The organism is Actinomycetospora sp. NBRC 106378 (genome assembly GCF_030269685.1).
In the GTDB taxonomy this organism is placed as follows: Bacteria; Actinomycetota; Actinomycetes; order Mycobacteriales; family Pseudonocardiaceae; genus Actinomycetospora.
In genome coordinates, this window is sequence record NZ_BSTT01000001.1 from 1 (window position 1) to 20452 (window position 20452).

Annotated in this window: 19 protein-coding genes and 1 pseudogene; 7 read left to right on the top strand and 13 right to left on the bottom strand. The window is 75.0% G+C overall.

Features of this window, described 5'->3' with window-relative positions; all coding sequences use genetic code 11:
* A partial coding sequence (locus QSK00_RS00005; RefSeq protein WP_285586181.1) for a helix-turn-helix domain-containing protein occupies positions 1-563 on the bottom strand: 563 nt, incomplete at its 3' end.
* Between the two features lie 163 nt (positions 564-726).
* Positions 727-2322: a CocE/NonD family hydrolase gene (locus tag QSK00_RS00010; protein WP_285586185.1), complete on the bottom strand. Its 1596-nt coding sequence runs from the start codon at positions 2320-2322 to the stop codon at positions 727-729.
* 55 nt (positions 2323-2377) lie between these two features.
* On the opposite strand from QSK00_RS00010, the gene QSK00_RS00015 reads away from it, so the two are divergent.
* Together QSK00_RS00015 and QSK00_RS30485 are read left to right on the top strand one after the other, a co-directional pair.
* Positions 2378-3256, top strand: a complete 879-nt coding sequence (locus tag QSK00_RS00015; RefSeq protein WP_285586187.1) for an MBL fold metallo-hydrolase — start codon at positions 2378-2380, stop codon at positions 3254-3256.
* Positions 3257-3266: 10 nt separating this feature from the next.
* Positions 3267-4064: pseudogene (locus QSK00_RS30485) on the top strand (SCO6745 family protein); the annotation flags it as partial.
* Between the two features lie 93 nt (positions 4065-4157).
* Here the strand turns inward: QSK00_RS30485 and QSK00_RS00025 are convergent.
* Both QSK00_RS00025 and QSK00_RS00030 read right to left on the bottom strand, forming a co-directional pair.
* Entirely contained in the window at positions 4158-4730 is a 573-nt protein-coding gene (locus QSK00_RS00025; protein WP_285586190.1) for a DUF4232 domain-containing protein, read from the bottom strand.
* Positions 4731-4764: 34 nt separating this feature from the next.
* Complete coding sequence (locus QSK00_RS00030; protein ID WP_285586192.1) at positions 4765-5829, bottom strand: zinc-binding dehydrogenase; 1065 nt, start codon at positions 5827-5829, stop codon at positions 4765-4767.
* 67 nt (positions 5830-5896) lie between these two features.
* On the opposite strand from QSK00_RS00030, the gene QSK00_RS00035 reads away from it, so the two are divergent.
* The gene (locus QSK00_RS00035; protein ID WP_285586194.1) at positions 5897-6694 is read left to right on the top strand and encodes a helix-turn-helix transcriptional regulator; all 798 of its coding nucleotides are present in this window, start codon (positions 5897-5899) and stop codon (positions 6692-6694) included.
* Here the strand turns inward: QSK00_RS00035 and QSK00_RS00040 are convergent.
* The gene (locus tag QSK00_RS00040) at positions 6680-7414 is read right to left on the bottom strand and encodes a DUF5134 domain-containing protein (protein WP_285586195.1); all 735 of its coding nucleotides are present in this window, start codon (positions 7412-7414) and stop codon (positions 6680-6682) included. The genes QSK00_RS00035 and QSK00_RS00040 overlap by 15 nt on opposite strands.
* A gap of 145 nt (positions 7415-7559) precedes the next feature.
* On the opposite strand from QSK00_RS00040, the gene QSK00_RS00045 reads away from it, so the two are divergent.
* Together QSK00_RS00045 and QSK00_RS00050 are read left to right on the top strand one after the other, a co-directional pair.
* Positions 7560-9458: a cytochrome c oxidase assembly protein gene (locus QSK00_RS00045; RefSeq protein ID WP_285586196.1), complete on the top strand. Its 1899-nt coding sequence runs from the start codon at positions 7560-7562 to the stop codon at positions 9456-9458.
* A gap of 79 nt (positions 9459-9537) precedes the next feature.
* Complete coding sequence (locus tag QSK00_RS00050; protein WP_285586198.1) at positions 9538-10284, top strand: DsbA family protein; 747 nt, start codon at positions 9538-9540, stop codon at positions 10282-10284.
* A gap of 1 nt (position 10285) precedes the next feature.
* On the opposite strand, the gene QSK00_RS00055 is transcribed toward QSK00_RS00050, so the two are convergent.
* Together QSK00_RS00055 and QSK00_RS00060 are read right to left on the bottom strand one after the other, a co-directional pair.
* On the bottom strand, positions 10286-12670 hold the full coding sequence (locus tag QSK00_RS00055; RefSeq protein ID WP_285586199.1) for a heavy metal translocating P-type ATPase: 2385 nt from the start codon (positions 12668-12670) through the stop codon (positions 10286-10288).
* A 128-nt stretch (positions 12671-12798) separates the two neighbouring features.
* Positions 12799-13527: a vitamin K epoxide reductase family protein gene (locus QSK00_RS00060; RefSeq protein ID WP_285586200.1), complete on the bottom strand. Its 729-nt coding sequence runs from the start codon at positions 13525-13527 to the stop codon at positions 12799-12801.
* Between the two features lie 127 nt (positions 13528-13654).
* Between QSK00_RS00060 and QSK00_RS00065 the strand changes: the two genes are divergently transcribed.
* Positions 13655-14149, top strand: coding sequence for a GNAT family N-acetyltransferase (locus QSK00_RS00065; RefSeq protein WP_285586202.1), 495 nt, complete (start codon positions 13655-13657; stop codon positions 14147-14149).
* Here the strand turns inward: QSK00_RS00065 and QSK00_RS00070 are convergent.
* Entirely contained in the window at positions 14130-14438 is a 309-nt protein-coding gene (locus QSK00_RS00070) for a nuclear transport factor 2 family protein (protein ID WP_285586204.1), read from the bottom strand. The genes QSK00_RS00065 and QSK00_RS00070 overlap by 20 nt on opposite strands.
* A gap of 17 nt (positions 14439-14455) precedes the next feature.
* Positions 14456-15226, bottom strand: coding sequence for an SDR family oxidoreductase (locus QSK00_RS00075; protein ID WP_285586205.1), 771 nt, complete (start codon positions 15224-15226; stop codon positions 14456-14458).
* 103 nt (positions 15227-15329) lie between these two features.
* On the opposite strand from QSK00_RS00075, the gene QSK00_RS00080 reads away from it, so the two are divergent.
* Positions 15330-16139 (top strand): MerR family transcriptional regulator, encoded by an 810-nt coding sequence (locus QSK00_RS00080; protein ID WP_285586207.1) that lies wholly within the window; start codon positions 15330-15332, stop codon positions 16137-16139.
* Between the two features lie 5 nt (positions 16140-16144).
* Here QSK00_RS00080 and QSK00_RS00085 read toward each other — a convergent pair whose 3' ends face one another.
* The 4 genes from QSK00_RS00085 to QSK00_RS00100 form a co-directional block, all read right to left on the bottom strand.
* A complete protein-coding gene (locus QSK00_RS00085) occupies positions 16145-17470 on the bottom strand; it encodes a DUF222 domain-containing protein (protein ID WP_285586209.1) in 1326 nt (441 codons plus the stop codon).
* A 39-nt stretch (positions 17471-17509) separates the two neighbouring features.
* Positions 17510-17989, bottom strand: a complete 480-nt coding sequence (locus QSK00_RS00090) for a DUF302 domain-containing protein (RefSeq protein ID WP_285586211.1) — start codon at positions 17987-17989, stop codon at positions 17510-17512.
* Positions 17990-18017: 28 nt separating this feature from the next.
* A complete protein-coding gene (locus QSK00_RS00095; RefSeq protein ID WP_285586214.1) occupies positions 18018-19736 on the bottom strand; it encodes an MFS transporter in 1719 nt (572 codons plus the stop codon).
* Between the two features lie 82 nt (positions 19737-19818).
* A complete protein-coding gene (locus QSK00_RS00100) occupies positions 19819-20400 on the bottom strand; it encodes a TetR/AcrR family transcriptional regulator (protein WP_285586215.1) in 582 nt (193 codons plus the stop codon).
* Positions 20401-20452 lie beyond the last annotated feature (52 nt).

Below are 20452 nucleotides of genomic sequence, written 5' to 3' on the forward strand. Positions count from 1 at the left end.
CTGCGTATCGCGGCCCAGGCCAGGGTGGAGGTCAACGCCTCGCCGAGCTCGATGCCCACGCAGAACCGGGAGTGGTCATCGACGATGTCGACCGCCCAGAACGGGGTGCCGTCGGCGAGGTGGTGCATCGCCCCGTCGATCTGCCAGAGCTGGTTGGGATGCGGATAGGTGAACCGCTGCCCCTCGTAGCGGTAGCGGGTCCCACGCGGGCGGGAGACCCGCAGCGCCCCGTCGCCGTGGCGGGCCAGGACCTGCTGCACGGTGGAGATCGAGGGCAGCGCGGACAGGTCCCCGTCGAGACGTAGCCGGTCACGCAGCTTGCGCGGGCCCCAGCCGTGTTCCTTGCGCAGCCGCCAGATCCGCTCCTCGAGGACCGGGTCGAGCTGGTGGGGACTGCGGTGCGGACGCCGCGAGGCGGGCAGCAACCCGGGCAGGCCCTCGGCGTCGTGGGCCTTTTTCCAGTTGTAGAACGTTTGCCGGCTGATGCCGTGTCGAGCACACACCTGGGCCACCGACCGCCCAGGTAGCTGGGCTTCGCGCAGCACCTCGAGGCGTTGTTCCACCACGCTCACCATCGCCCTCAGCGGCATGGCCCACCACAGCGCAGCCACCCCGACCTGTCAGGTATCTCCCCGGTACGGCGTGTCCAGCATGTCCCCGGCTACGACAGGGCTCACCGGCGCCTCGGCAGCCCGATGAGTGACGTCTCGCGCCTCGTCGGCCGGGTCAGGACACCAGCGTCGCCGCATGCACTGTGTGCGTCGCGACGACGGCCTCGTCGAGCGTGCCCTGCTCGGGAGCGGTCGCCGTGTGCAGGTTGCGGCTCCGACGTGGGAAGGACGAGCCCGCGATCTGCACCCGCAGACGATGCCTGGCTCGGAAGACGTGCGCGGTGTCGTGCAGCTCCACGGTGACCGCCACGCGCTCGTCGGGGGTCACGAACCGCCCCAGAGCAGTACGTAGCCGCGCCGCCCCCTCCGCGACCGGCACGGCGTAGCCGCCGGGCTCCACGTCGACGAGCGTGACGCAGACGTCCGCGTCCACCGCCGTCGTCGAGAACTCGACCTCGAGGCGCGGCCGCCCGACGACGGTCAGCGGGTCGACCAACGGCTCCGTCGCCAGCACCAGCACGTCGTCCCGCCCGTCGAGCACGCGCTGGTCCTGGATGCCGTCCGGGCCGAGCGGCGGCGCGGACATCGCGCCACCCGTCGTCGGGACGGGGTCGCGGGGGTCGGCACGGATACTCGCCGGCTCCTCGAGGAGGTCCAGGCGCGTTCCCGACGACGGCGGCGGCCAGCTCGCGGCGCTCGTCCACCGGTTCTCGCCGCCGAGGTAGTAGTGCACCGGGTCGTCGGTGAGGAACCGGTGCCGGCCCTCGCCGCCCCGCAGGTGCCGGTCGAACCACGCGGCGATGAGCGGACCCCACGCCCCGACCCCGCCGGCCGTGTCCGGCAGCACCCGCGCCCCGGTGTGACCGGTGTAGACCCCGCCGTGCGCCCACGGCCCGGCGACGAACCGGTGCGGATCACCCAGGGTCTCGGCGAGCCGGAACATCGGTGGGGAGAGGAAGTCCCGGTAGGCCGCGACCTGCAGCAGCGGCACCCCGACCAGGGACGGGTCGCGGTGGACGTTCGGGTGCCGGTGCCACCAGGGGTCGCCGGGGGCGTGGGCGAGGCGATCGTGCCAGGCGGGCGCGACCGTCGGGTCGTCGAGGACCGGCACCGCGGTGAGCGGCAGCGTCGACACCGTGCCGAGCGGGTCGGTTGCGGCGCGCTGGACGTCCGCGAGCCGGTCGAGCCGGCCGGTCCGGCGCAGCGTGTCGACGGTCTGACCGAGGGAGTAGAGCGCGAGGAAGCCGAGCTCGAACGTGCCGCCCGGCCAGGACGTGGCCGCCATGTCGGCCCCGCCGATCATGGCCAGCGCCGCCCGTAGGTGCGGCGGCCGCGCCGCGACGGCGTTGAGCGCCGCGATCGCGTGGTACGACGAGCCGTAGATCCCGACGTCGCCGGTGCTCCACGGCTGCGCGGCGGCCCACTCGACGGCGTCGTACCCGTCGTCGACCTCCTGCACGGCGAAGTCGGTCTCGCCGCCGGAGGCGAACCGGCCCCGGACGTCCTGCACCACGACGGCGAAGCCCTGCCGGGCGAGCCGGAGCGGGTCGGCGACGATGGCGCTGACCAGCGTGGGATCGGTCCGGTCGTAGGGCGTCCGGTGCAGCAGGGTCGGCCAGGACCCCTCGGCCGCGGGCCGGTAGACGTCGGCGACGAGCACGACGCCGTCGCGGGTGGTCATCTCGACGCCGGTGTCGATCACGAGGCTCACGGCGTGACCGTAACCGGTCCGACTAAAGCATAGATGTTCGCGTTAAGCTCGAGCCATGCGCAGTTGGCGGATCGGTGACGTCGTCGTCCACAGGATCGACGAGGCGATCCTGCCGCCACCCACGGCGGCGTGGCTGCTGCCCGACGTCACGCCCGAGCAGGCGGCGGAGCTCGACCCCGCCTTCCGGCACGACGACGGGTCGCTCCGGCTCGCGACACACACGTTCGCCGTGGAGTCGGAAGGCCGGCGCATCCTCGTCGACACCGCCGTCGGCAACCACAAGCAACGGGCGAACCCGGCCTGGCACGACCTCGACACCGACTGGCTCGCCGGCGCCGAGGCGGCCGGGTTCGGGCCGGGCGCCGTCGACCTCGTCGTCATGACCCACGTGCACGCCGACCATGTCGGCTGGAACACGATCTTCGTCGACGGCGCGTGGATTCCGACCTTCCCCGGCGCCCGCCACCTCACCCCGGCCGCGGAGTGGGCGTACTGGACCTCGGTCGACCTCGAACCGGCACGCGCGCAGATGATCGCCGACTCCGTGCTGCCGGTCCGCGACGCCGGCCTGCTCGACACCCCGGACGTTCCCGACGACGGACTCGCACTGACCTCGGCGGTGCGCCTCGTCCCGACGCCGGGCCACACGCCCGGACACGTGTCGGTCGAGATCCGATCGGGTGGTGACACCGCGCTGATCAGCGGCGACGCCGTGCACCACCCGGTCCAGCTGCTGCACCCCGAGGTCGGCAGCTGCGTGGACGTCGACCCGGGACAGGCCCGACGCACCCGCGACCGGCTCCTCACCCGGGCGCGCCAGCGGGACGCCCTCCTGCTCGGGACGCACTTCCCGGAACCGACCGGGGTGCGCCTGTCGAACACCGGCGACCTCGCTCGACGGGGAGGTGACGGACACCCCGTCCCACCGGCGTGAGGAGCATCCGATGACCGACCGATCCGCTGAGGTCCACCGCCTGTTCGAGCTGATCGAGCCGGTCGCCACGATCGCCTTCTCGGCCGGGCCGACCCGGGCCTTCCAGGCACTCGGGATGCGGGGCTACTGGGACGGCTACTTCGCCGGCCGGGCGGCGCCGCTCGGGCTCGCGCCGCCCGAGGTGGTGCACGCGGTGTTCTACAACTTCGCCGACGGCGAGGTGGCCCGCCACATCCCCAGGGTCTGGGAGACGGTCACACCGCAGAAGGCGATCGCCGTGCGCGAGCGGGCCTGCGCCGCCGCACTGCGGGAACGGCTCGGGGACCTCGCGGACGCCCCGGGCACGGAACGGGTCGCCGACCTCGCCACCCGTGCGGCCGTCGGCGCGCCGAGCGAGGGCCGCCCCCTCTTCGCCGGCCTCCGGGCCCTGCCCGTGCCCGCGGAACCGGTGGCCCGGCTCTGGCACGCGGCCACCCTGCTCCGCGAGCACCGCGGCGACGGCCACAACGCCGTCCTCGTGGCCCACGGCATCGGCGGCCCCGAGGCGCACGTCCTCACCGCCCTGGCCCTCGGCGAGCGGGCGGCGGAGTTCAGTCGGCTCCACCACCTGCCGCCGGCCCTCGTCGAGGCCGCCGTCGAGCGGCTGCGGGTCCGTGGACTGGTCGACGCCGACGGCGGGTTCACCGAGGCCGGCCGCGACCTCCGCGAGCGGATCGAGCACCTCACCGACGTCGCGGCGGCGCCGGCGTACGACGTGCTCGACGACGGGGAGCTCGGCGAGCTGGTCGCGGGTCTCGTGCCGATCGCCGGACGGGCCTCAAGGGACCGGTGCCGGCGGCACCGGTTCCCGCACCTGTGCCGGAGTCCGGTGTCAGTCGGCGCGCGCGACACGCACGGACGGTCAGGCGCTCGCGCCCGCCTCGACCGGGCCGATGTAGGTCCCCGGCCGCGTCGCCCCGTCCTGGCGCAGCACACCGCCGCCGGGCCAGTCGAGCACCTGCGAGTGCGTCTCGTCGGGCGGGGTGACCACCAGCCTCGTCGGTGTCCAGTCGCCCGGGAGCCACGTGATCACGGTGTGCGCCTTCTCCCCCGGCGCCAGGCGCACCGTCTGCGGCGCCACCGACGAGCGCGGCAGCGAGTACGGCGACGGGGGCGGTCCGTCCAGGTCGACCCCGCCGAACCCGAACATCGTGCAGGTCGAGCCGGACACGTTCGTCCAGGTGACCGTGGTGTGGCGCTGCCCCGCCTCCCCCGTGGTCAGCGTGACCTGCGCCCGCACGTCGGTGAGCGTGCACTTCCCCGCCATCGGCGCGGCGCTGCTGGTCGGGGTCCCGGTCGTCGGGGCGGCGGACGTGGCGGACGGCGGCGCCGTCACGGTCACGGTGGTGGGCGGGGCCGCCTGCGGGGTGCCGGTCGAGCACCCGGCCAGCACCGCCGCCGTCAGGACCACTGGTACGAACCACTGGACGCGCATGGCGCCACTCTGGCCCGCTGCTCCGTTCGGCGCATCACGACGCGCGGGCCGGCACCAGGACGACGAAGCCCGACCCGCCGGTCCGGGCCGCGAGATCCAGGGCCCCGGCCGGGTCGTCCAGCCCGACGACCTCCACCGCAGGCGACGACAGGTCCAGCACGCCCGCCGCCGCCTGCCGCCAGACGCGCAGCAGGGTCTCGCGCCGGAACATCCAGGACCCGACCAGTCGCAGCCGCCGCCGCATCAGCACGCCGTACGGGATCGCCAGGTCCTGCCGCACCCCGCCGACCAGGACCATCGCGCCGCCGGGGCGCACGGCGTCCAGCCCGGCGAGGGTCGGGTCCGCGCTCGGCACCGGTCCGAGCGCGTCGAGCACGACGTCGACCTCACCGATCGCCGCCGTCGTCGGCTCCCGATCTGCCAAGGGGACCGGCCGCACACGCGCGTCGATCGCCGCGAGCCGCTCCAGCTGCGCCGGGTTCCGACCGACCGCCACCACGCGCGACGCGCCCCGCGCGAGGGCCAGGTGCACCCCGGCCGTCCCGAGCTGGCCGGTCGCGCCGAGCACCGCCACCTCGTGCCCCGCTTCGAGGCCGGCCCGGTCGAGGGCCTCGGCCGCGATGGCGAACCAGCCCAGCAGCGCCTCGCGGGGCGCGCCGGTCGCCCCGGGCAACCGGACGAGCGCGTCCGCGGGGACGAGGACGCGCTCGGCGAAGGTCCCGTCGCGCCAGCGGTCCTGCATCGCCGCGATCGTCGGCGTCCGGACGCCGCGGCCCCCGATCCCCGTCCATCCCGTGAGGAACTCCTCGGGGGCGACCACGTCGTCGGAGCCGAGCAGGCCGACGTGCGCCACGACGTCGCCGACCGCGAAGCCGAACACGTCCGCCCCGACCGCCAGCACCCGCGCGATACCGCCGACGCCCAGCACCAGCGGCGTCGGCACCCCGCCCCGCGGACCGGCCTGGGTGACCACGTCGGTGTAGGCCGGGACGTGGGCGGCGAGCACCTCGAGCAGCACCCCGTCCGGTCGCAGCTCCGGCTCCGCCGCCTCGGCGAGGCGGAGGGTGGCACCGGGCCCGTCGAGCATCCATGCGCGCATGGGTCCGATCCTGTGCGCGAGTTAGCCTGGTATCCAGCTCCTGCTCATCCTGGTACCGGAGGTACCCGTGACCACCGTCCCCGACGGTCGAGTTCCGCTGCGCTCCGTCTCCGGCGAGCTCGGCGCCTTCCTCCGCCACCGCCGCGAACACCGCTCCCCCGACGACGTCGGGCTCCCCGCCGGCGGCCGCCGGCGCACCCCCGGGATGCGCCGCGAGGAGGTCGCGCTGGTCTCCGGCGTCAGCACGAGCTGGTACACGTTCCTGGAGCAGGGCAGGCCCGTCCGCCCGTCCGCGCAGGTGCTGGGTGCGATCGCCGGCACGCTCGGGCTCACCGACGAGGAGCGCGACCACCTCTTCCGCCTCGCCGGGCTCGTCCCCGACGCCCCGCCGACCGGTCCGGAGCGGGTCGACCCCGCCCTCGCCGACCTCGTCGACGCGCTCGCCCCCCGGCCCGCCTACGTCACCGCCGCCAGCTTCGACGTGCTCGCCCTCAACACCGCGGCCCGGACGCTCCTCCGCGGCATCGCCCCCAACGTCGCCCTGTGGGTGTTCACCGACCCGACCGCCGACGAGGTCCTCGTCGACCGCGAGGAGGTCGCGCTCGGTGTCCTCGCGCGGCTGCGCTCGGCGAGCGCCCGCCATCCCGACGACGGCCGCGTCGCCGCGGTGGTCGCGCAGCTGCGGGAGACCTCGCCCGAGGCCGCCGCGTGGTGGACCCGTCAGGACGTGCGCGACGACCGGTCGGGCCGCAAGCGCGTCCGACGGCCCGACGGCACGGTGGTGACGCTGACCCACACCGCCCTGCACCCCGCCGAGCGCCCCGACCTGACGCTCGTGGTGTACGGCCCGTCAGACCCCGAGTAGCAGCATCGCGGCCATCGCCAGGCCCATCCCGGCCTGCCCGACGAGCTGCACGCGACCGTGCGCGAGGACCCGGACAGGACGCACGCGCACCGCGACGGCCCCGTCCGCGTCCTCCGCGTCCTCCGCGTCCTCCGCGTCCTCCGCGTCCTCCGCGTCCTCCGGGCACGCCCCGGGCGTCGCGCGGCGCGTGACCACCACCGCCGTCGCCACCGCGTGCGCCACGAGGTAGAGAGCCAGCAGCCCCGCCACCACCGTCAGCGGCGTGATCCCCGGTGCCGGGGCGGGGGCCTCCATGCCCGGCATCGCCGACATCCCGGACCCACTGGCATGCCCCCCGTGGGCACCGCCGGGCAGCATCGCCACGTACATCGCGACCATCGCCGCGTTCACCAGCAGCAGGTGCACGGGGTGACCGGTGCAGCGGTCGCGCCCGATGATCGACCCGAGGGGTTCGCCGAGCAGCCGCGCGGTCAGCAGGACGCCGAACCAGCCCGCCGCGGCCACGCCGAACACGAGGACCCCGACGCCGGACGGCACGAGCTCGGCCGTCGCCGGCGCCGCCATGACGATCATCGCCACGCCCATCGCGACGTGGTTCGCCTCCGCCAGCGCGAGCCGGCCGCTGCGCCGCGCTCCGTGGGCACCGAGCGAGAGCCCGCACAGCGCCGTCGTCAGGACGAAGAGCGTCGCGATCGCGACGCCCGCCCAACCTTCCACCACGGCGGTCCTCCCAGCGGTTGCCTGCCTGCGACCGTACGAGGCGTTCAGGTGTTCTCAGCTTCGCGGGACCGGTGCCGCGCTGTGAACCCCTGCCCACCTGGTGGACACTGGTACGACAGTCTGTCGTACGAGGAGGTCGCCGGTCGTGGCACGTCGGTTCCTGACGGCAGGTGCGGGTCTCGCCGTCGCCGTCGTCGCGGTGGTCCTCACCGTCCGGGGTGTCGGGGAGGCGCCGTTCCGCGCCCTCGGGGTCTCGACGCCGGACGAGGGCCTGCGGATCGCGACGCCCCTGGTGCGGATGGCCCTGGCGCTCGCCGCCGGGTTCACCGTCGGCGGGCTGGTCGCGGCGGTGGCGGTGCTCCCGGGCCGGGACGGCATCCGGCTGTCCGCCCGCGCCTACGTCGCCGTCCGCCGGGCCGGCCTCGCCGCCGCGGCGTGGGCCCTGGCCGCGTCCGCGCTCGTGCCGCTCACCGTGATCGTCGGCACCGGCGGCGACCCGCGGGTCCTCTCCGTGCCCGACGCCTTCCTCGCCTCGCTGAGCGCCCTCGAGGAGCCGGCCGGCTTCCTCGTCAGCGCCGTGGCCGCGGCCGTGGTCGCCGTCATGTGCCGGGTGACGTTCTCCTGGCGCGCGGCCGTGGGAGCACTCGCCCCCGCGGCGCTCGCGGTCGTCGCCCCGGTCGCCACCGGGGTCGTCGCCAGCGTCGGCGAAGGGCACGACATCGCGACCGACGCCGCCGCCCTCGCTGCCCTCGCCCTCGCCGCGTGGCTCGGCGTCACCGCGACGGCGGGCGCCCACCTGGCCGCCGGCCGCCCGTACCCCGACGTCGTCCGCCGCCGGGCCCGCCGCGCGGGCCTCGTCTGCGGCCCGGTCGCCCTGGGAGGCCTCGCCGTCGTCGCGGTCTACCTCGTCCGCGACGGCTGGACCACCCTCTACGGCGCGCTCGCGGCCGCCCAGCTCCTGCTGGTCCTCGTCGCGTTCCTCCTGCACCTGCGCGGCCGGTTCCTCCCGACGGCGGCCGTGCTGGCCGCGGGCACGGCCGTCACCGGCCTGCTCGCCGCCGGGCTGCCGCCCGGCCTGCTGCGCCCCGCGAGTGCGCAGCAGACGCTCCTCGGGTTCGAGCTGCCGGGCGCCCCGAGCGTGCTGACGATGCTCGCCCCCGGTCGCGTGAGCGTGCTCCTCGACGTGCTGGCGCTGGCCCTGGCCGGGCTCTACCTCGCCGGCGTGCTGCGCCTGCGCCGCCGCGGCGACGCGTGGCCCCCCGGACGCACCGCCGCGTGGCTGGGCGGGTGCGCGCTGCTCGGGTGGACGACGACGAGCGGCTTCGGCGAGTACGCGATGGCGATGTTCAGCGTGCACATGGGCGCCCACATGCTGCTCTCGATGCTCGTGCCGATCCTGTTCGTGCTGGGCGGCCCGGTCACGCTCGCGCTGCGGGCGCTCCCGGCCGGCGAGGAACCGCCGGGGCCCCGGGACTGGCTGCTCTCGCTCGTCGCCTCGCCGGTGTCCCGCGTCCTGACCCACCCCGTGGTCTCGCTGGTCGTGTTCGTCGGCTCGTTCTACGCGCTGTACTTCTCGCCGATCTACGCCGCCGCGCTGCCGTACCACTGGGCCCACCAGCTCATGTACCTGCACTTCATGGCGACCGGCTACCTGTTCTTCTGGCCGATCATCGGGGTCGACCGCTCCCCGCGGCCGCTCCCGCACGTGGCCCGGCTGGCCCTGCTGCTCGCCTCGATGCCGTTCCACGCCTTCTTCGGCGTCGCCCTGCTGGGCGCGGACACCGTGATCGGGCAGCGCTTCTACGCCGACCTCGCGTTGCCGTGGGTGCCGGACCTGCTGCGCGACCAGTCCCTCGGCGGCGGCATCGCGTGGGCGGCGGGCGAGGTCCCGCTCGTCGTCGTGATCATCGCGCTGCTGATCCAGTGGTCGCGGCACGACCGCGTCGAGGGCGAACGGCACGACCGGCGCGCCGACCGGGACGGCGACGCCGAGCTCACCGCCTACAACGCCATGCTCGCCGACCTGGCCCGCAGCCGCCGCTGACCGCAGCGGCCCGACCGCGCGTCGGACCCGCCGTCCCCGACCCCTGCGCCGGAACGCCCGGGCGGTCGTTGACACGCGTATGAGCGAGCGCGCGGGGGTCGAGGAGCGGCGGCGGAGGTCGCGGATGCCGATGATCGTCGGCATCGTCGTGGTGGCCGTCCTGGCCGTGGTGATCGGCGGCGTGGTGCTCACGCAGCACAGCGCGTCGAGCGGACCGGTCGATCCGGCGACGCCCGCCGGTTCGATCCCCATCTCGCGGGCGGGCACGTCGTTCGCCACGACGATCGACGACGGCGTCGTGGTGGCCGGCCGCTCCGCGCCGCACACCCTCGACGTCTACGAGGACGCGCTCTGCCCGGCGTGCCAGTCCTTCGAGGCCCGGGGCGGCGCGCGGATCGCCAAGGTGGTGGCCGAGGGGAAGCTGCGGGTCCGCTACCACCTGGTGAACATGCTCGACCAGCGCTCCGAGCCGGAGGGCTACTCGACGCTCGCCGGCAACGCGATGATCTGCGGCGCGGAGAACGGGATCTTCCCGGACCTGCACGTCAGCCTCTACACCGCCCAGCCCGAGGAGGGCGGCACGGCCTACACGGTCGACCAACTCGTCGACCTCGGTCAACGGCTCAAGGCCGGCCCGGGCTACGCCGACTGCGTCCGCAGTGCGAAGTACGCGCCGGCGATCACGGCCACCTTCGCCCGCGTGGCGAAGGACCCGGCCCTGCGTCAGCCGAAGACCGGCAGCTTCGGCACCCCCACGCTCGTGATGGACGGGAAGATCCTGGGCCCCGGGGACGCGCGTCTGGACGCGGTCGCCCCGCCGCTGTAGGTCAGCGGTTCGGCCGGAACCGGCGCAGCCGCAGGCTGTTCCCGACGACGAAGACGCTCGACAGCCCCATCGCGGCGCCGGCGATCATCGGGTTGAGCAGCCCGAAGACGGCGAGCGGGAGCGCGGCCACGTTGTAGGCGAAGGCCCAGAACAGGTTCCCGCGGATCGTCGCGAGCGTGCGACGGGCCAGGCGCAGGGCGTCGGTGACCGAGCGCAGGTCGTCCCCGACCAGCGTCAGGTCCCCGGCGTCGACGGCCAGCGCCGACCCGGTGCCCATGGCGAGGCCGAGATCGGCGCGGGCGAGGGCGGCGGCGTCGTTCACCCCGTCGCCGACCATCGCGACGGTCCGCCCCTCGGCGCGGAGCCGGTCGACCACGTCCGCCTTCTCGGTGGGCAGCACCTCGGCGATCACGTCCTCGGGCGCGATGCCGACCTCGCGGGCCACGGCGTGCGCCGCGGCCGGGTTGTCGCCGGTGAGAAGCATCGGGCGGAGCTTCATCGCCCGCATCCGGGCGACGGCCTCGGCCGAGGTCTCCCGGACGGTGTCGCCGACGACGAGCACGGCGCGAGGCACCGGCTCCCCGTCCGGCGTGTCCGCCCAGGCGAGCACGACCGCCGTCGAGCCCGTCGCCTCGGCGTCGACGAAGGCGGCCTCGAGGTCGGCGGGGAGGTCCCCGACGAGGCGGCGGCGCCCGACGACGGCGGGGCTGCCGTCGACGGTGCCTCGCACGCCGAGACCGTCGAGCACCTCGACGTCGGTCGCGGTACCGGCGGCACCGTGCGCCGCCTCGACCAGGGCCCGGGCCACGGGGTGGTCGACCTCCGCCTCGAGCGCCGCGACCCGGCGCCAGACGTCGGCGGCCACCACACCCGACGTCGGGACGCAGGAGCGGAGGGACATGCGGCCGGTGGTGACGGTGCCGGTCTTGTCGAGGACGACCGTGTCGATCCTCCGGGTGGTCTCGAGGACCTGCGGGCCGCGCAGGAGGATGCCGAGCTGGCGGCCCCGGCCGGAGGCGACGGCGAGGGCGGTCGGGGTGGCGAGGCCGAGCGCGCACGGGCAGGCGACGACGAGGACGGCCATGGCGGCGGCGACCGCGAAGGCCGGGTCGGCGTCGGCGAACCACCAGAAGCCGAGCGTGTAGAGCGCCAGGACCATCACGACGGGGACGAAGCGGCCGGCGATCGAGTCGGCGAGGCGCTGCACGGAGGCCTTGCCGAGCTGGGCGTCCTGCACGCGGCGGGTGAGACGCGCCCACTGGGTGTCCTCGCCGACCCCGGTGGCGCGGACCGCGACGCGACCGGTGACGACGACGGTGCCGGCGAGGACGCGCGTGCCGGACCCCGCGTCGACCGGGACGGACTCGCCGGTCATCGCGGCGACGTCGAGGGTCGCGGTGCCGTGCTCGACGACGCCGTCCACCGGCACCGTCTCGCCCGGCAGCACCGCGACGTGGTCACCGGCCGCGACGGTGCCGACCGGCACCTGCAGCGCCCGCTCCCCCACCAGCAGGCGGGCGTCGGGCGCGGCGTGCGTGTCGGCGCCGGCACCGCCCTCGGCCAGGGCCCTCCGGCGGCCGCGCAGCTCGATCCAGCGGCCGACGAGCACGGCGGTGACGATCGCGACCGCGGTCTCGAGGTAGATCGTGCGGGTGCCGCCGAAGGGGTCCGGCCCGGGGATGATCGAGATGCGGTGCCGCACGCCGCCGAGTCCGGCGTCGCCGAGGAACAGCGTGTAGACCGACCACCCGAAGGCCGCGAGCACGCCGACCGAGACGAGCGTGTCCATCGTCAGGGACCCGTGCCGCAGGTGCTTCACGGCCGCCCGGTGGAAGCGCCAGCCGCCCCAGAACACGACCGGCGCGGCCAGCACCAGCGAGAACCACTGCCAGTACCGGAACTGCCAGGCGTAGACCATGGCGACGGCGATGACCGGGACCGAGAGGGCGAGGCACACGAGCGCGCGCTGCCGGAGGTCGGCGACCTCGGGATCGTCGTCGGGTGCGCCGGTCTCGGTCGGCTCCCCGCTCGAGCGAAGGGCCCCGTCGGTCGGATCTATCGAGCGAAGGGCCCCTTCGGTCGGGTCGGCGCCGGCCGGGGCGGACTGGCGAGGGGCGCCCACGGGCGGCTCTACCGAGCGAAGGTGCCCTTCGGTCAGAACGGGGACGCCCACCACCGACGCCCCGAACCCCAGCTTCTCGACCGTCCGCACGAGCACGTCCACGTCCCCGGGATGCGTCACGCGGGCCCGACCGGTCGCGAGGTTGACCTGCGCCTCGACCCCGGGGAGCTTCCCGAGACGGCGCTCGATCCGCGCCACGCAGGCGCCACAGGTCATGCCCGTGACGGCGAGCTCGGTGGTGACGGGGGCGTCGGTGACGGTCACGCCGGAAAGCTAGACAGGCCCGTCGTCGGGAACCGCGATCCCTGAGTCACCGCCCGCCCGGAGCTCGATCACCGGAGGCGGGCCGACGACGAGCGGTCGGCCGGCTGCTCCGGTCGGACCAGCGACTCTCAGGCGAGGCCCACCATCGCGCCGAAGTAGGCCGGGAAGCTCGCGACGACGGCCGCGACGATCACCAGGTACCACGCCGCGAGGCCCCACCCGTGCCGGCGGACGAGGGTCGGGCCGCTCGGGTCGCCGCCGAGGTTGCCCTCGCGCAGGTTGTGCATCGTCGTGAACCAGAAGATCGCCAGCACCGCGACCCAGGCGACCATGCAGTAGGGGCACAGCGCGTGGATCACGACGAGCGACTGCGCGATCAGCCAGTGCACGAACGCGACGCCCGCGAGCGCCCCCACCTGGAACGCCTGCCAGTACCAGCGCGGCAGCTCGACCTTCGCCAGGACGAGCGTGCCGGTGACGACGACCAGCGGGAACGCCACGAGCCCGATCACCGGGTTGGGGAAGCCGAGCAGCGACGCCTGCCAGGTCTTCATGATCGTGCCGCAGGAGAGCACCGGGTCGATCGAGCAGCTCGGCACGTAGTCGGGGTTCGCGAGCAGGTCGAGCTTCTCGATGAGCAGCACGATCGACACGACCAGGCCGACGAGGCCGCCCACCAGCAGCACCCACCCGGTCCCGCGGACCGGCCCGGCGCCGTCGTCGAACGCGTCGTCGAACCCGTCGTCGACGTCGTCCGCCGGCGTCGGTGGCGTCGGTGGCGTCGCGCCCACCAGCGGCGTCGTCGGGTCCGCCGGGCCCGCCGTCGCCGTGCTCCCGCGGTGCCTGCCCTCGGCCATGGTCGTCTCTCCTCCACCTCACACGTTGCCGCCGACGTTCCGGTCGTCCGGCAGGTCGTGCCGGTTCCCATTCTCACCCCGACGTGTCCGTCGTCGGTGAGCGCCCGCCTCCCGCAGGATGGGCGGCGTGATCGCGATCCGGCGCGCCGTCGCGGGCGAGTGGCGGGACGCGCGGGCGATCCGGCTCCGGGCGCTCGCCGACGCCCCAGGCGCCTTCGCCACCACCCTCGCCCGCGAGGAGGCCGTTCCCGACGACGGGTGGGTCGAGCGGGTGACGACGGCGGCCTGGTTCCTCGCGTGGCACGGGGACCGGGTGGTCGGCGTGGCGGTCGGGATCGGCGACCCGGACGAGGTCGACGCGCGGCACCTGGTGGGGATGTGGGTGGAGCCGGCGCACCGCGGGGACGGGACGGCCGGGCGACTGGTCGACGCCGTCGTCGGCTGGGCCCGGGACGACGGCGCGGCCGCCCTCGCCCTGTGGGTCGTCGACGGCAACGACCGCGCCCGCCGGTTCTACGACCGGCTCGGCTTCCACCCGACCGGTCAGCGCGGGCCGCTACCGAGCGACCCGACGGTCCTGGAGTCGCGGATGCGCCGCACCCTCACGCCGGACGGATCGTGAGCCGTCGGATCCCCTCCTGCGCGACGTCGAAGCGGTAGGTGAGCGTCACCGGGCTGCCAGGGAAGTCACCGGACACCTCGACGTCGGCGCGGTATCCCTCGGCCGTCTCCTCGACGGTGCGGAGGCGCTGGTCCACCCGAGGTGTCCCCGCGCGCCAAGCCCGGATCGCCGTGCGGCCGTGGTGGAGCCGGTCCTCGTCCTCGACGACGGCGTCGTCGGTGAACTGGGCGACGTAGGCGTCGAGGTCGGACGCCGCGGCGCGGGCGAGGTAGTGACGGACGAGATCCACGAGGAGTCCCTTCGGGGTCAGACGGTGCGGACGGTGCCGCCGTCGATGCGGTGTTCGGAGCCGGTGATCGCCGAGGCCCGGTCGCTCACGAGGAAGGCGACGAGCTCGGCGACCTCGGCCGGGCGGCTGGGGCGGCCGAGTGGGATGCCGCCCAGCGAGGCGGTCAGGTGCGCGAGGGCGGCGTCGCGGTCGCCGTCGAGGCCGTCGGCCAGCCGTGTCACCAGAGACTCGGCCGCCGGCGTGGCGATGAAGCCCGGGGCGACGGAGGTGACCCGGACACCGCGCGGCGCGACCTCGGTCGCGAGGCCCTTGCTGTACGCGGTGAGCGCCGCCTTGGCCGCGGCGTAGCCGAGGGTCGCCTCGGGCAGCGGCATCGCCCGCTGGATGGAGCTGACGTGCACCACCGCGCCCGTGCCCGCCGCCACCATCCGCGGGACGAGCACCCGGTCGAGCCGGACGGCGGCGAGCAGGTTCAGGTCCAGTTCGCGCTGCCAGACCGCGTCGTCGAGCGCGGCGAACCCACCCGACGGCGCCGTCGAGCCGCCGACGACGTGGACGAGGACGTCCACGGGGCCCACGCGCCCGGCGACCCGGCGGGCGCCGTCGGCCGCGGTGAGGTCGGCCGCCACGAACGCCTCGGCGTCGCCGGGGTGCTCGACCGGCGGGTTCCGCGCCACTCCGAGCACCGAGGCCCCCGCAGCGACGAGACGGGCGACGACGGCGGCTCCCGTCGCCCCGGTGGCGCCGGTGACGACGGCGCGGCGCCCGGTGAGTTCCTGGTCGGTCATGGCGACCACGCTCGGGTCTCCGGTCACCGGAGGGTCGAGCGCCCGTGACGGTCGTCACGTCCCCGGCGACTCTCCCCCGGCCGGAGGGTGCAGGCTCCTCGTCGTGACCGCGCTGCTCTCCATCGGCGAGTTCGCCACCGTGACGCACCTGAGCGTGAAGACGCTGCGCCACTACCACGACGCCGGGGTGCTCCTGCCCCGGCGCATCGACCCGTCGTCGGGGTACCGGTACTACGCCGTGGAGCAGATCCCGACCGCCCAGGTCATCCGCCGGTTCCGCGACCTCGACATGCCCGTCGCCGAGATCGCCCGGCTGCTCGGGGCCTCGGTGGAGGAGCGGGCCGCCCTGATCGCCGAGCACCTCGTGCGGCTCGAGCGTCGTCTCGCGACGACCTCCGCGGCGGTCGGCACCCTGCAGCGCCTCCTCGCCCCGGACCCGCCCCGACTGCAGGTCGAACGACGGTGGGTGCCGGCCACCACGGTCACGGCCGTCAGCGGCGCGGTCGCGCGCGACGACGTCCTGGACTGGTACGCCGACGCGATGGCCGAGATCGACGGGGCCGTCGACGCCGCCGGCGTGACGGTGACCGGACCGGTGGGCGGGCGGTACGACAACGAGCTCTTCACCGCCGGCCACGGCACGATGACCGTCTTCGCCCCGACGTCGGGCCCGGTCCGCTCGGGCCGGGTCGCGCCGCTGGAACTGCCCGCGCGGGACCTCGCACTGACCGTGCACCACGGACCGCACGCCGACATCGACGTGACCTACGGGGCACTGGGCCGCCACCTCGCCGAGCACGCCCTCGTCGTGGACGGCCCGGTCCACGAGACGTACGTCGTCGGGCCGCGCGACACCGACGACGAGACCGCCTGGCGGACCGAGATCGGCTGGCCGGTGTTCCGCATTGCCTGACGGAGTCATGGTCCGGCTCGGCTGGTGTAGGTGTGGCCGGTCGGGGTGGTGGTCTGCACGGTGTGGGGTTGGTCGCCGAGGCCGTCGTGGAGCAGGAGGGTGATCCAGCCGGGCATCTCTTTGAGGTGGTTGCCGCGCACGCAGGTCCCGCGGCCCCTATCGGCGTGCTCCCCTTTCTGCTGGTCGGCCCGCCGGCTTTGCGGCCTTTGATGTGGTCGGTGTGGCGGAGCGGGGCTTGTCGCAAATTCAAGGGAGCACGCCGATAGGGGGTCGCGGCACATCCCGTGGTCGCGGAGCGCGATCAGGGTGGCGAGGAAACCGTCGAACAGGCGGCGTCGGGGGTCGCCGCCGACGAGGGTGCCGTGGGCGGGGTGGGCGAACAGTCGCCGCCACCAGCGGTGCCCGCCGGTGTGGCGCAGCAGGTCGGAGACGATCCCGGACGGCAGCGGCCCGTGCCCGACCAGTTCGGCGGTCTTCGGGCTGTCCGGGTCGGTGAGGGCGTCGAGCGGGAGCACGATCCCGACCTCGACGTTGACGTCCTCGGCGTAGATCTGCCCGGTCAGTCGTTCGACGAGGGTGTCGGCGATGATCTGGTCGCGGGTGCGGTCGTCGGTGTCCCCGGTGGCGATCAACGAGTCGGCGTACTTCCGCAGGGCGGCGATGCAGGCGACGCCCTGCTCGACGGGCAGCAGCCCGGAGAGCACGGCCATGGTGTCCGGCGCGGGGCGCAGGGTGACCCGCCGGTCCTTGCGGGCGGTGCGCCCGCGGGCGGTGAATCCGATGGGGTCGGCCTCGTAGGCGAGTTTGTTCACCGCCGCGACGGCGGCTTTGCGGCCCAGTTCGTCGAGCCCGGCCTCGGCGGTCTGCTTGTCGACCAGGCGGCGGGTCTCGGGGTCGAGGTGGGAGGTCAACGAGACGATCTGTTCGGCCAACCACTCGCTGATCCGCCCGGCGGCGAGCAGGGCGCGGGTGCAGGGCAGGTCCGACGCGAGAGCCCCCGCGGCGTTCAGGCGTCGGTCGGCGACGTGCGGGGAGACGTGCGCGGCGAGCGCGATCTGGTCGGCGATGCCGCGCCCGAGTTTCTCCGGGTCCAACCGGCCGGTGGCGATCTGCTCGAGCTGCGCTTCGACCTGGGCACGCCCGAACGCGACCATCGCGGTGTGCTGCGCCGCCGCCACCGCCGAGCGCACTTGTTCCAGGACCGCGATCCGGTCGATCTGGGTGGCGCCGTCGCCGGCCGGGTCGGTGGGTAGTTCGGCGAGTTCGCCGAGGCGGGTGAGCAGCGCGGTCAGCTCCTCGCTGACCGCGTCCACCGCCTCGTTCGAACTCATGTTCGCAAGCTAGCAGCGACCCCCGACAGTCACGGCCACTCAGGCCTTCAGCGCCTCGAGCAGCCGTTCGACCGCACCGTCGAGCTCGCCCCCGACCTCGGCGATCGCCGGGTCGCCGTAGCTCCCGAAGTAGCTGCTCGGCCGGTCGACGACGAGGTGGGCCGCCCCCTCCGCGTCGTCGTGGATCAGCATCCGGAGCGGCGCGTGCAGCATCACCTGCGGGTCGTGGCGGGCCATCCGCTCGGCCGTCACGTGGTTGCCGACGAGATAGGCCACGGCCCGGCCGGTGAACGCCGAGCCGGACATGGCCGCGCCCACGTCGACCCGCCAGTAGACGAGGAAGCCGTACGACGCCGACGCGGTCAGGGCTGCCGCCTCGTCCCACGTGCCGGCCGCCTCGAGCGCGGGGAGATCGACCGGCGGCACCAGCCGCTCGAAGGTGGCGACGGCCTCGTCGAACCCCGAGGGGAGGACGACGTCGTGCCGTTCGACCTCGTGGGTGGTGACGGTGCGGGACATGGGACTCCTCCGGACGGACGGACGGGGATCAGGCGACGGGCGCGACGGCGGCCCGTCGCACGAGGGCGAGCTCGACGTGCTCGCCCACCGCGACGCGCCGCGCGGACGGCTGGTGGGCCGGGTCGTTGACCAGCACGATCACGTGAGCGACCCCGTCGACCGACGCGGAGAAGGCGCCGTCCGAGTCGGTCTCGGTGCGGCCGAGCTGGGCGCCGCCCGCGTCGATGACGGTCGTGACCGCCCCGGCGACCGGGCGCCCCTCGGCGTCGCGCACCACCCCGCGCACGACCGGACCGGCCCCGCCGTCGAGAACCGGACCGGTCCCGTCGTCGGGAACCGGACCGGCCCCGTCGTCGGGAACGGGCACGGGACCCGGGGTACGAGCAGGTCGCCCGGCGACCGCGAGGACGAGCCCGAGCACCACCGCCACGCCGGCCGCGGTGACGAGCAGCCACCACCCGGCGCGGACCGAGCCGAACTCCGACGGCAGCCCCGTGGTGCGCACGCCGATCACCGAGACCAGGAGCGCCACCCCGAGCACCGAGCCGACCTGCCGCGCGGTGTTGATGAGCGACGAGCCCGACCCCCACTGCGCCGCGGGCAGCGCCGACCCCACCACGGAGGAGAGGGTCGGCAGGATCAGCCCGACGCCGAGGCCGGTGAGGAGCTGGCCGGGGAGCATGCCGGCGGCGTAGTCGGGCGTGAGGCCGAGGTGGGTCAGCCACCAGAGCGGCCCCGCGCCGAACGAGACGGCGCCGAGCGCCGCCGTGGCCCCGATCCCGATCCGCGCCGACAGGTGCCCGGCCAGCCGGGAGACCACGACGACGACGGCGGGCCCCGGGCTCAGCGCGATCCCCGCGAGCGGCGCCGACCAGCCCCAGGTCCCGGTCAGGTAGAGGACGTTGACCACGAGCATCCCGGCGAACGCCGTCGTGAACGCGATCATCGTCAGCGCCCCGAGCCCGACGGCGGGGACCCGGACCACGGCGAGGTCGAGCGCGGGGACCGGGTGCCGCCGCGACCGGGACACCACCGCGACGAGGCCCAGGACGGCGACGACGAAGCCCGCCACCACCGGCGTCGAGGACCACCCGCTCTCGGGGGCCCGTACCAGGGCGTAGGCCAGCGCGCCGACCCCGACGATCAGCGCGAGCGCCCCGAGCAGGTCGGGCCGGCCCGTGCGGGCGACGTCGGACTCCCGCAGCACCCGCATCCCGGCCACGAGCGCCACGAGTCCCACCGGCACGTTCACCAGGAACACCCAGTGCCAGGACGCCTCGACCAGCAGGCCACCCAGCGGCGGGCCCAACGCCGCGGCGACCGCGCCGATCGAGGCCCACGCCCCCACCGCGTGGCTGCGCCGCTCGGCCGGGTAGGCGGCGAGCAGCAGCGACAGCGACGTCGGCATCACGAAGGCCGCGCCCACGGCCTGCACCGCGCGGGCCGCGACGATGAGCCAGACGGTGGGGGCGACCGCGCACGCCGCCGAGGCCACCGTGAAGACGGCGAGCCCGACCAGGAAGATGCACTTGTGCCCGTAGCGGTCGGCCAGGCGCCCGGCCAGCGCCAGGAACGCCGCGAACACGACGGTGTAGCCGTTGAGGATCCACGACATCTGGCCGAGGTCGGTGCCCGGGAAGTCGGCCCGGATGTCGGGGAACGCGATGTTGACGATGAACAGGTCGAGGCTCGACAGGAACGCCGCGGCCGAGGCGATGAGCAGGACGAGGCCGGGTCTCGGGGGCATCGCGGGTCCTTCCGGGCGGACGAGGTGACGGACCGATCGGTCCGGGGGTGCGGACGCCGCCGGCTTTCCGACGGCGGGTAGGTCAGGTCGAGCCGACGAGCCGGCGGGCCAGGGCGACCGCGGCGTCGGCACCGCGGCGGCGCTCGTCGCGGTCGCGGTAGGTGGCCTGGACGTAGAGGCCGTCGACGAGGAGCCAGAGCTGCTCGGCGAGGCCCGCCGGGTCGTCGACCCCGAGCTCACCGGCGAGGCGCTCGATGGTCGCGCGCGACTCGGCGAGGTGCTCCCGGGCGACGGCCGCCGGCGCGGGCGCCTCGTCGTCGGGGAACTCGGCGAGGTAGTTGCGGAAGGCGCACCCACGGAAGTCCGAGCGGTCGGCGATCCGGGCGACCTCGGCGACGATCGCCACGAGCTGCTCGCGCGGGCCCTCGCCCGCCGCGGCGAGGGCCCGCCGCGCCGACTCCGCCCGCCACTCGCGGGTGCGGCCGAGGTAGGCGGCCACGAGGTCGTCCTTGGTGGGGAAGTGCACGTAGAGCAGGTTCTTGCCGGTCCCGGCCTCGGTGATGATCCGGTTCATCCCGACGCCACGGACCCCGTGCGCGTAGAAGAGCCGCGAGGCGGTGCCCAGGATGCGCTCCCGGGTGCCGGGCGCAGGGGTTCGAGGCATGCCACGACGGTAGCGGACCGATCGGTCCCCGTCACCCTGCACCCGGAGGCGG

What these genes read in the sequence shown, in the direction of transcription:
- QSK00_RS00030 (WP_285586192.1), bottom strand. Translation starts at nt 5,829, where the DNA reads ATGCGCGCATGGATGCTCGACGGGCCCGGTGCCACCCTCCGCCTCGCC.
- QSK00_RS00025 (WP_285586190.1), bottom strand. Translation starts at nt 4,730, where the DNA reads ATGCGCGTCCAGTGGTTCGTACCAGTGGTCCTGACGGCGGCGGTGCTG.
- QSK00_RS00100 (WP_285586215.1), bottom strand. Translation starts at nt 20,400, where the DNA reads ATGCCTCGAACCCCTGCGCCCGGCACCCGGGAGCGCATCCTGGGCACC.
- QSK00_RS00095 (WP_285586214.1), bottom strand. Translation starts at nt 19,736, where the DNA reads ATGCCCCCGAGACCCGGCCTCGTCCTGCTCATCGCCTCGGCCGCGGCG.
- QSK00_RS00050 (WP_285586198.1), top strand. Translation starts at nt 9,538, where the DNA reads ATGAGCGAGCGCGCGGGGGTCGAGGAGCGGCGGCGGAGGTCGCGGATG.
- QSK00_RS00015 (WP_285586187.1), top strand. Translation starts at nt 2,378, where the DNA reads ATGCGCAGTTGGCGGATCGGTGACGTCGTCGTCCACAGGATCGACGAG.
- QSK00_RS00075 (WP_285586205.1), bottom strand. Translation starts at nt 15,226, where the DNA reads ATGACCGACCAGGAACTCACCGGGCGCCGCGCCGTCGTCACCGGCGCC.
- QSK00_RS00090 (WP_285586211.1), bottom strand. Translation starts at nt 17,989, where the DNA reads ATGTCCCGCACCGTCACCACCCACGAGGTCGAACGGCACGACGTCGTC.
- QSK00_RS00085 (WP_285586209.1), bottom strand. Translation starts at nt 17,470, where the DNA reads ATGAGTTCGAACGAGGCGGTGGACGCGGTCAGCGAGGAGCTGACCGCG.
- QSK00_RS00060 (WP_285586200.1), bottom strand. Translation starts at nt 13,527, where the DNA reads ATGGCCGAGGGCAGGCACCGCGGGAGCACGGCGACGGCGGGCCCGGCG.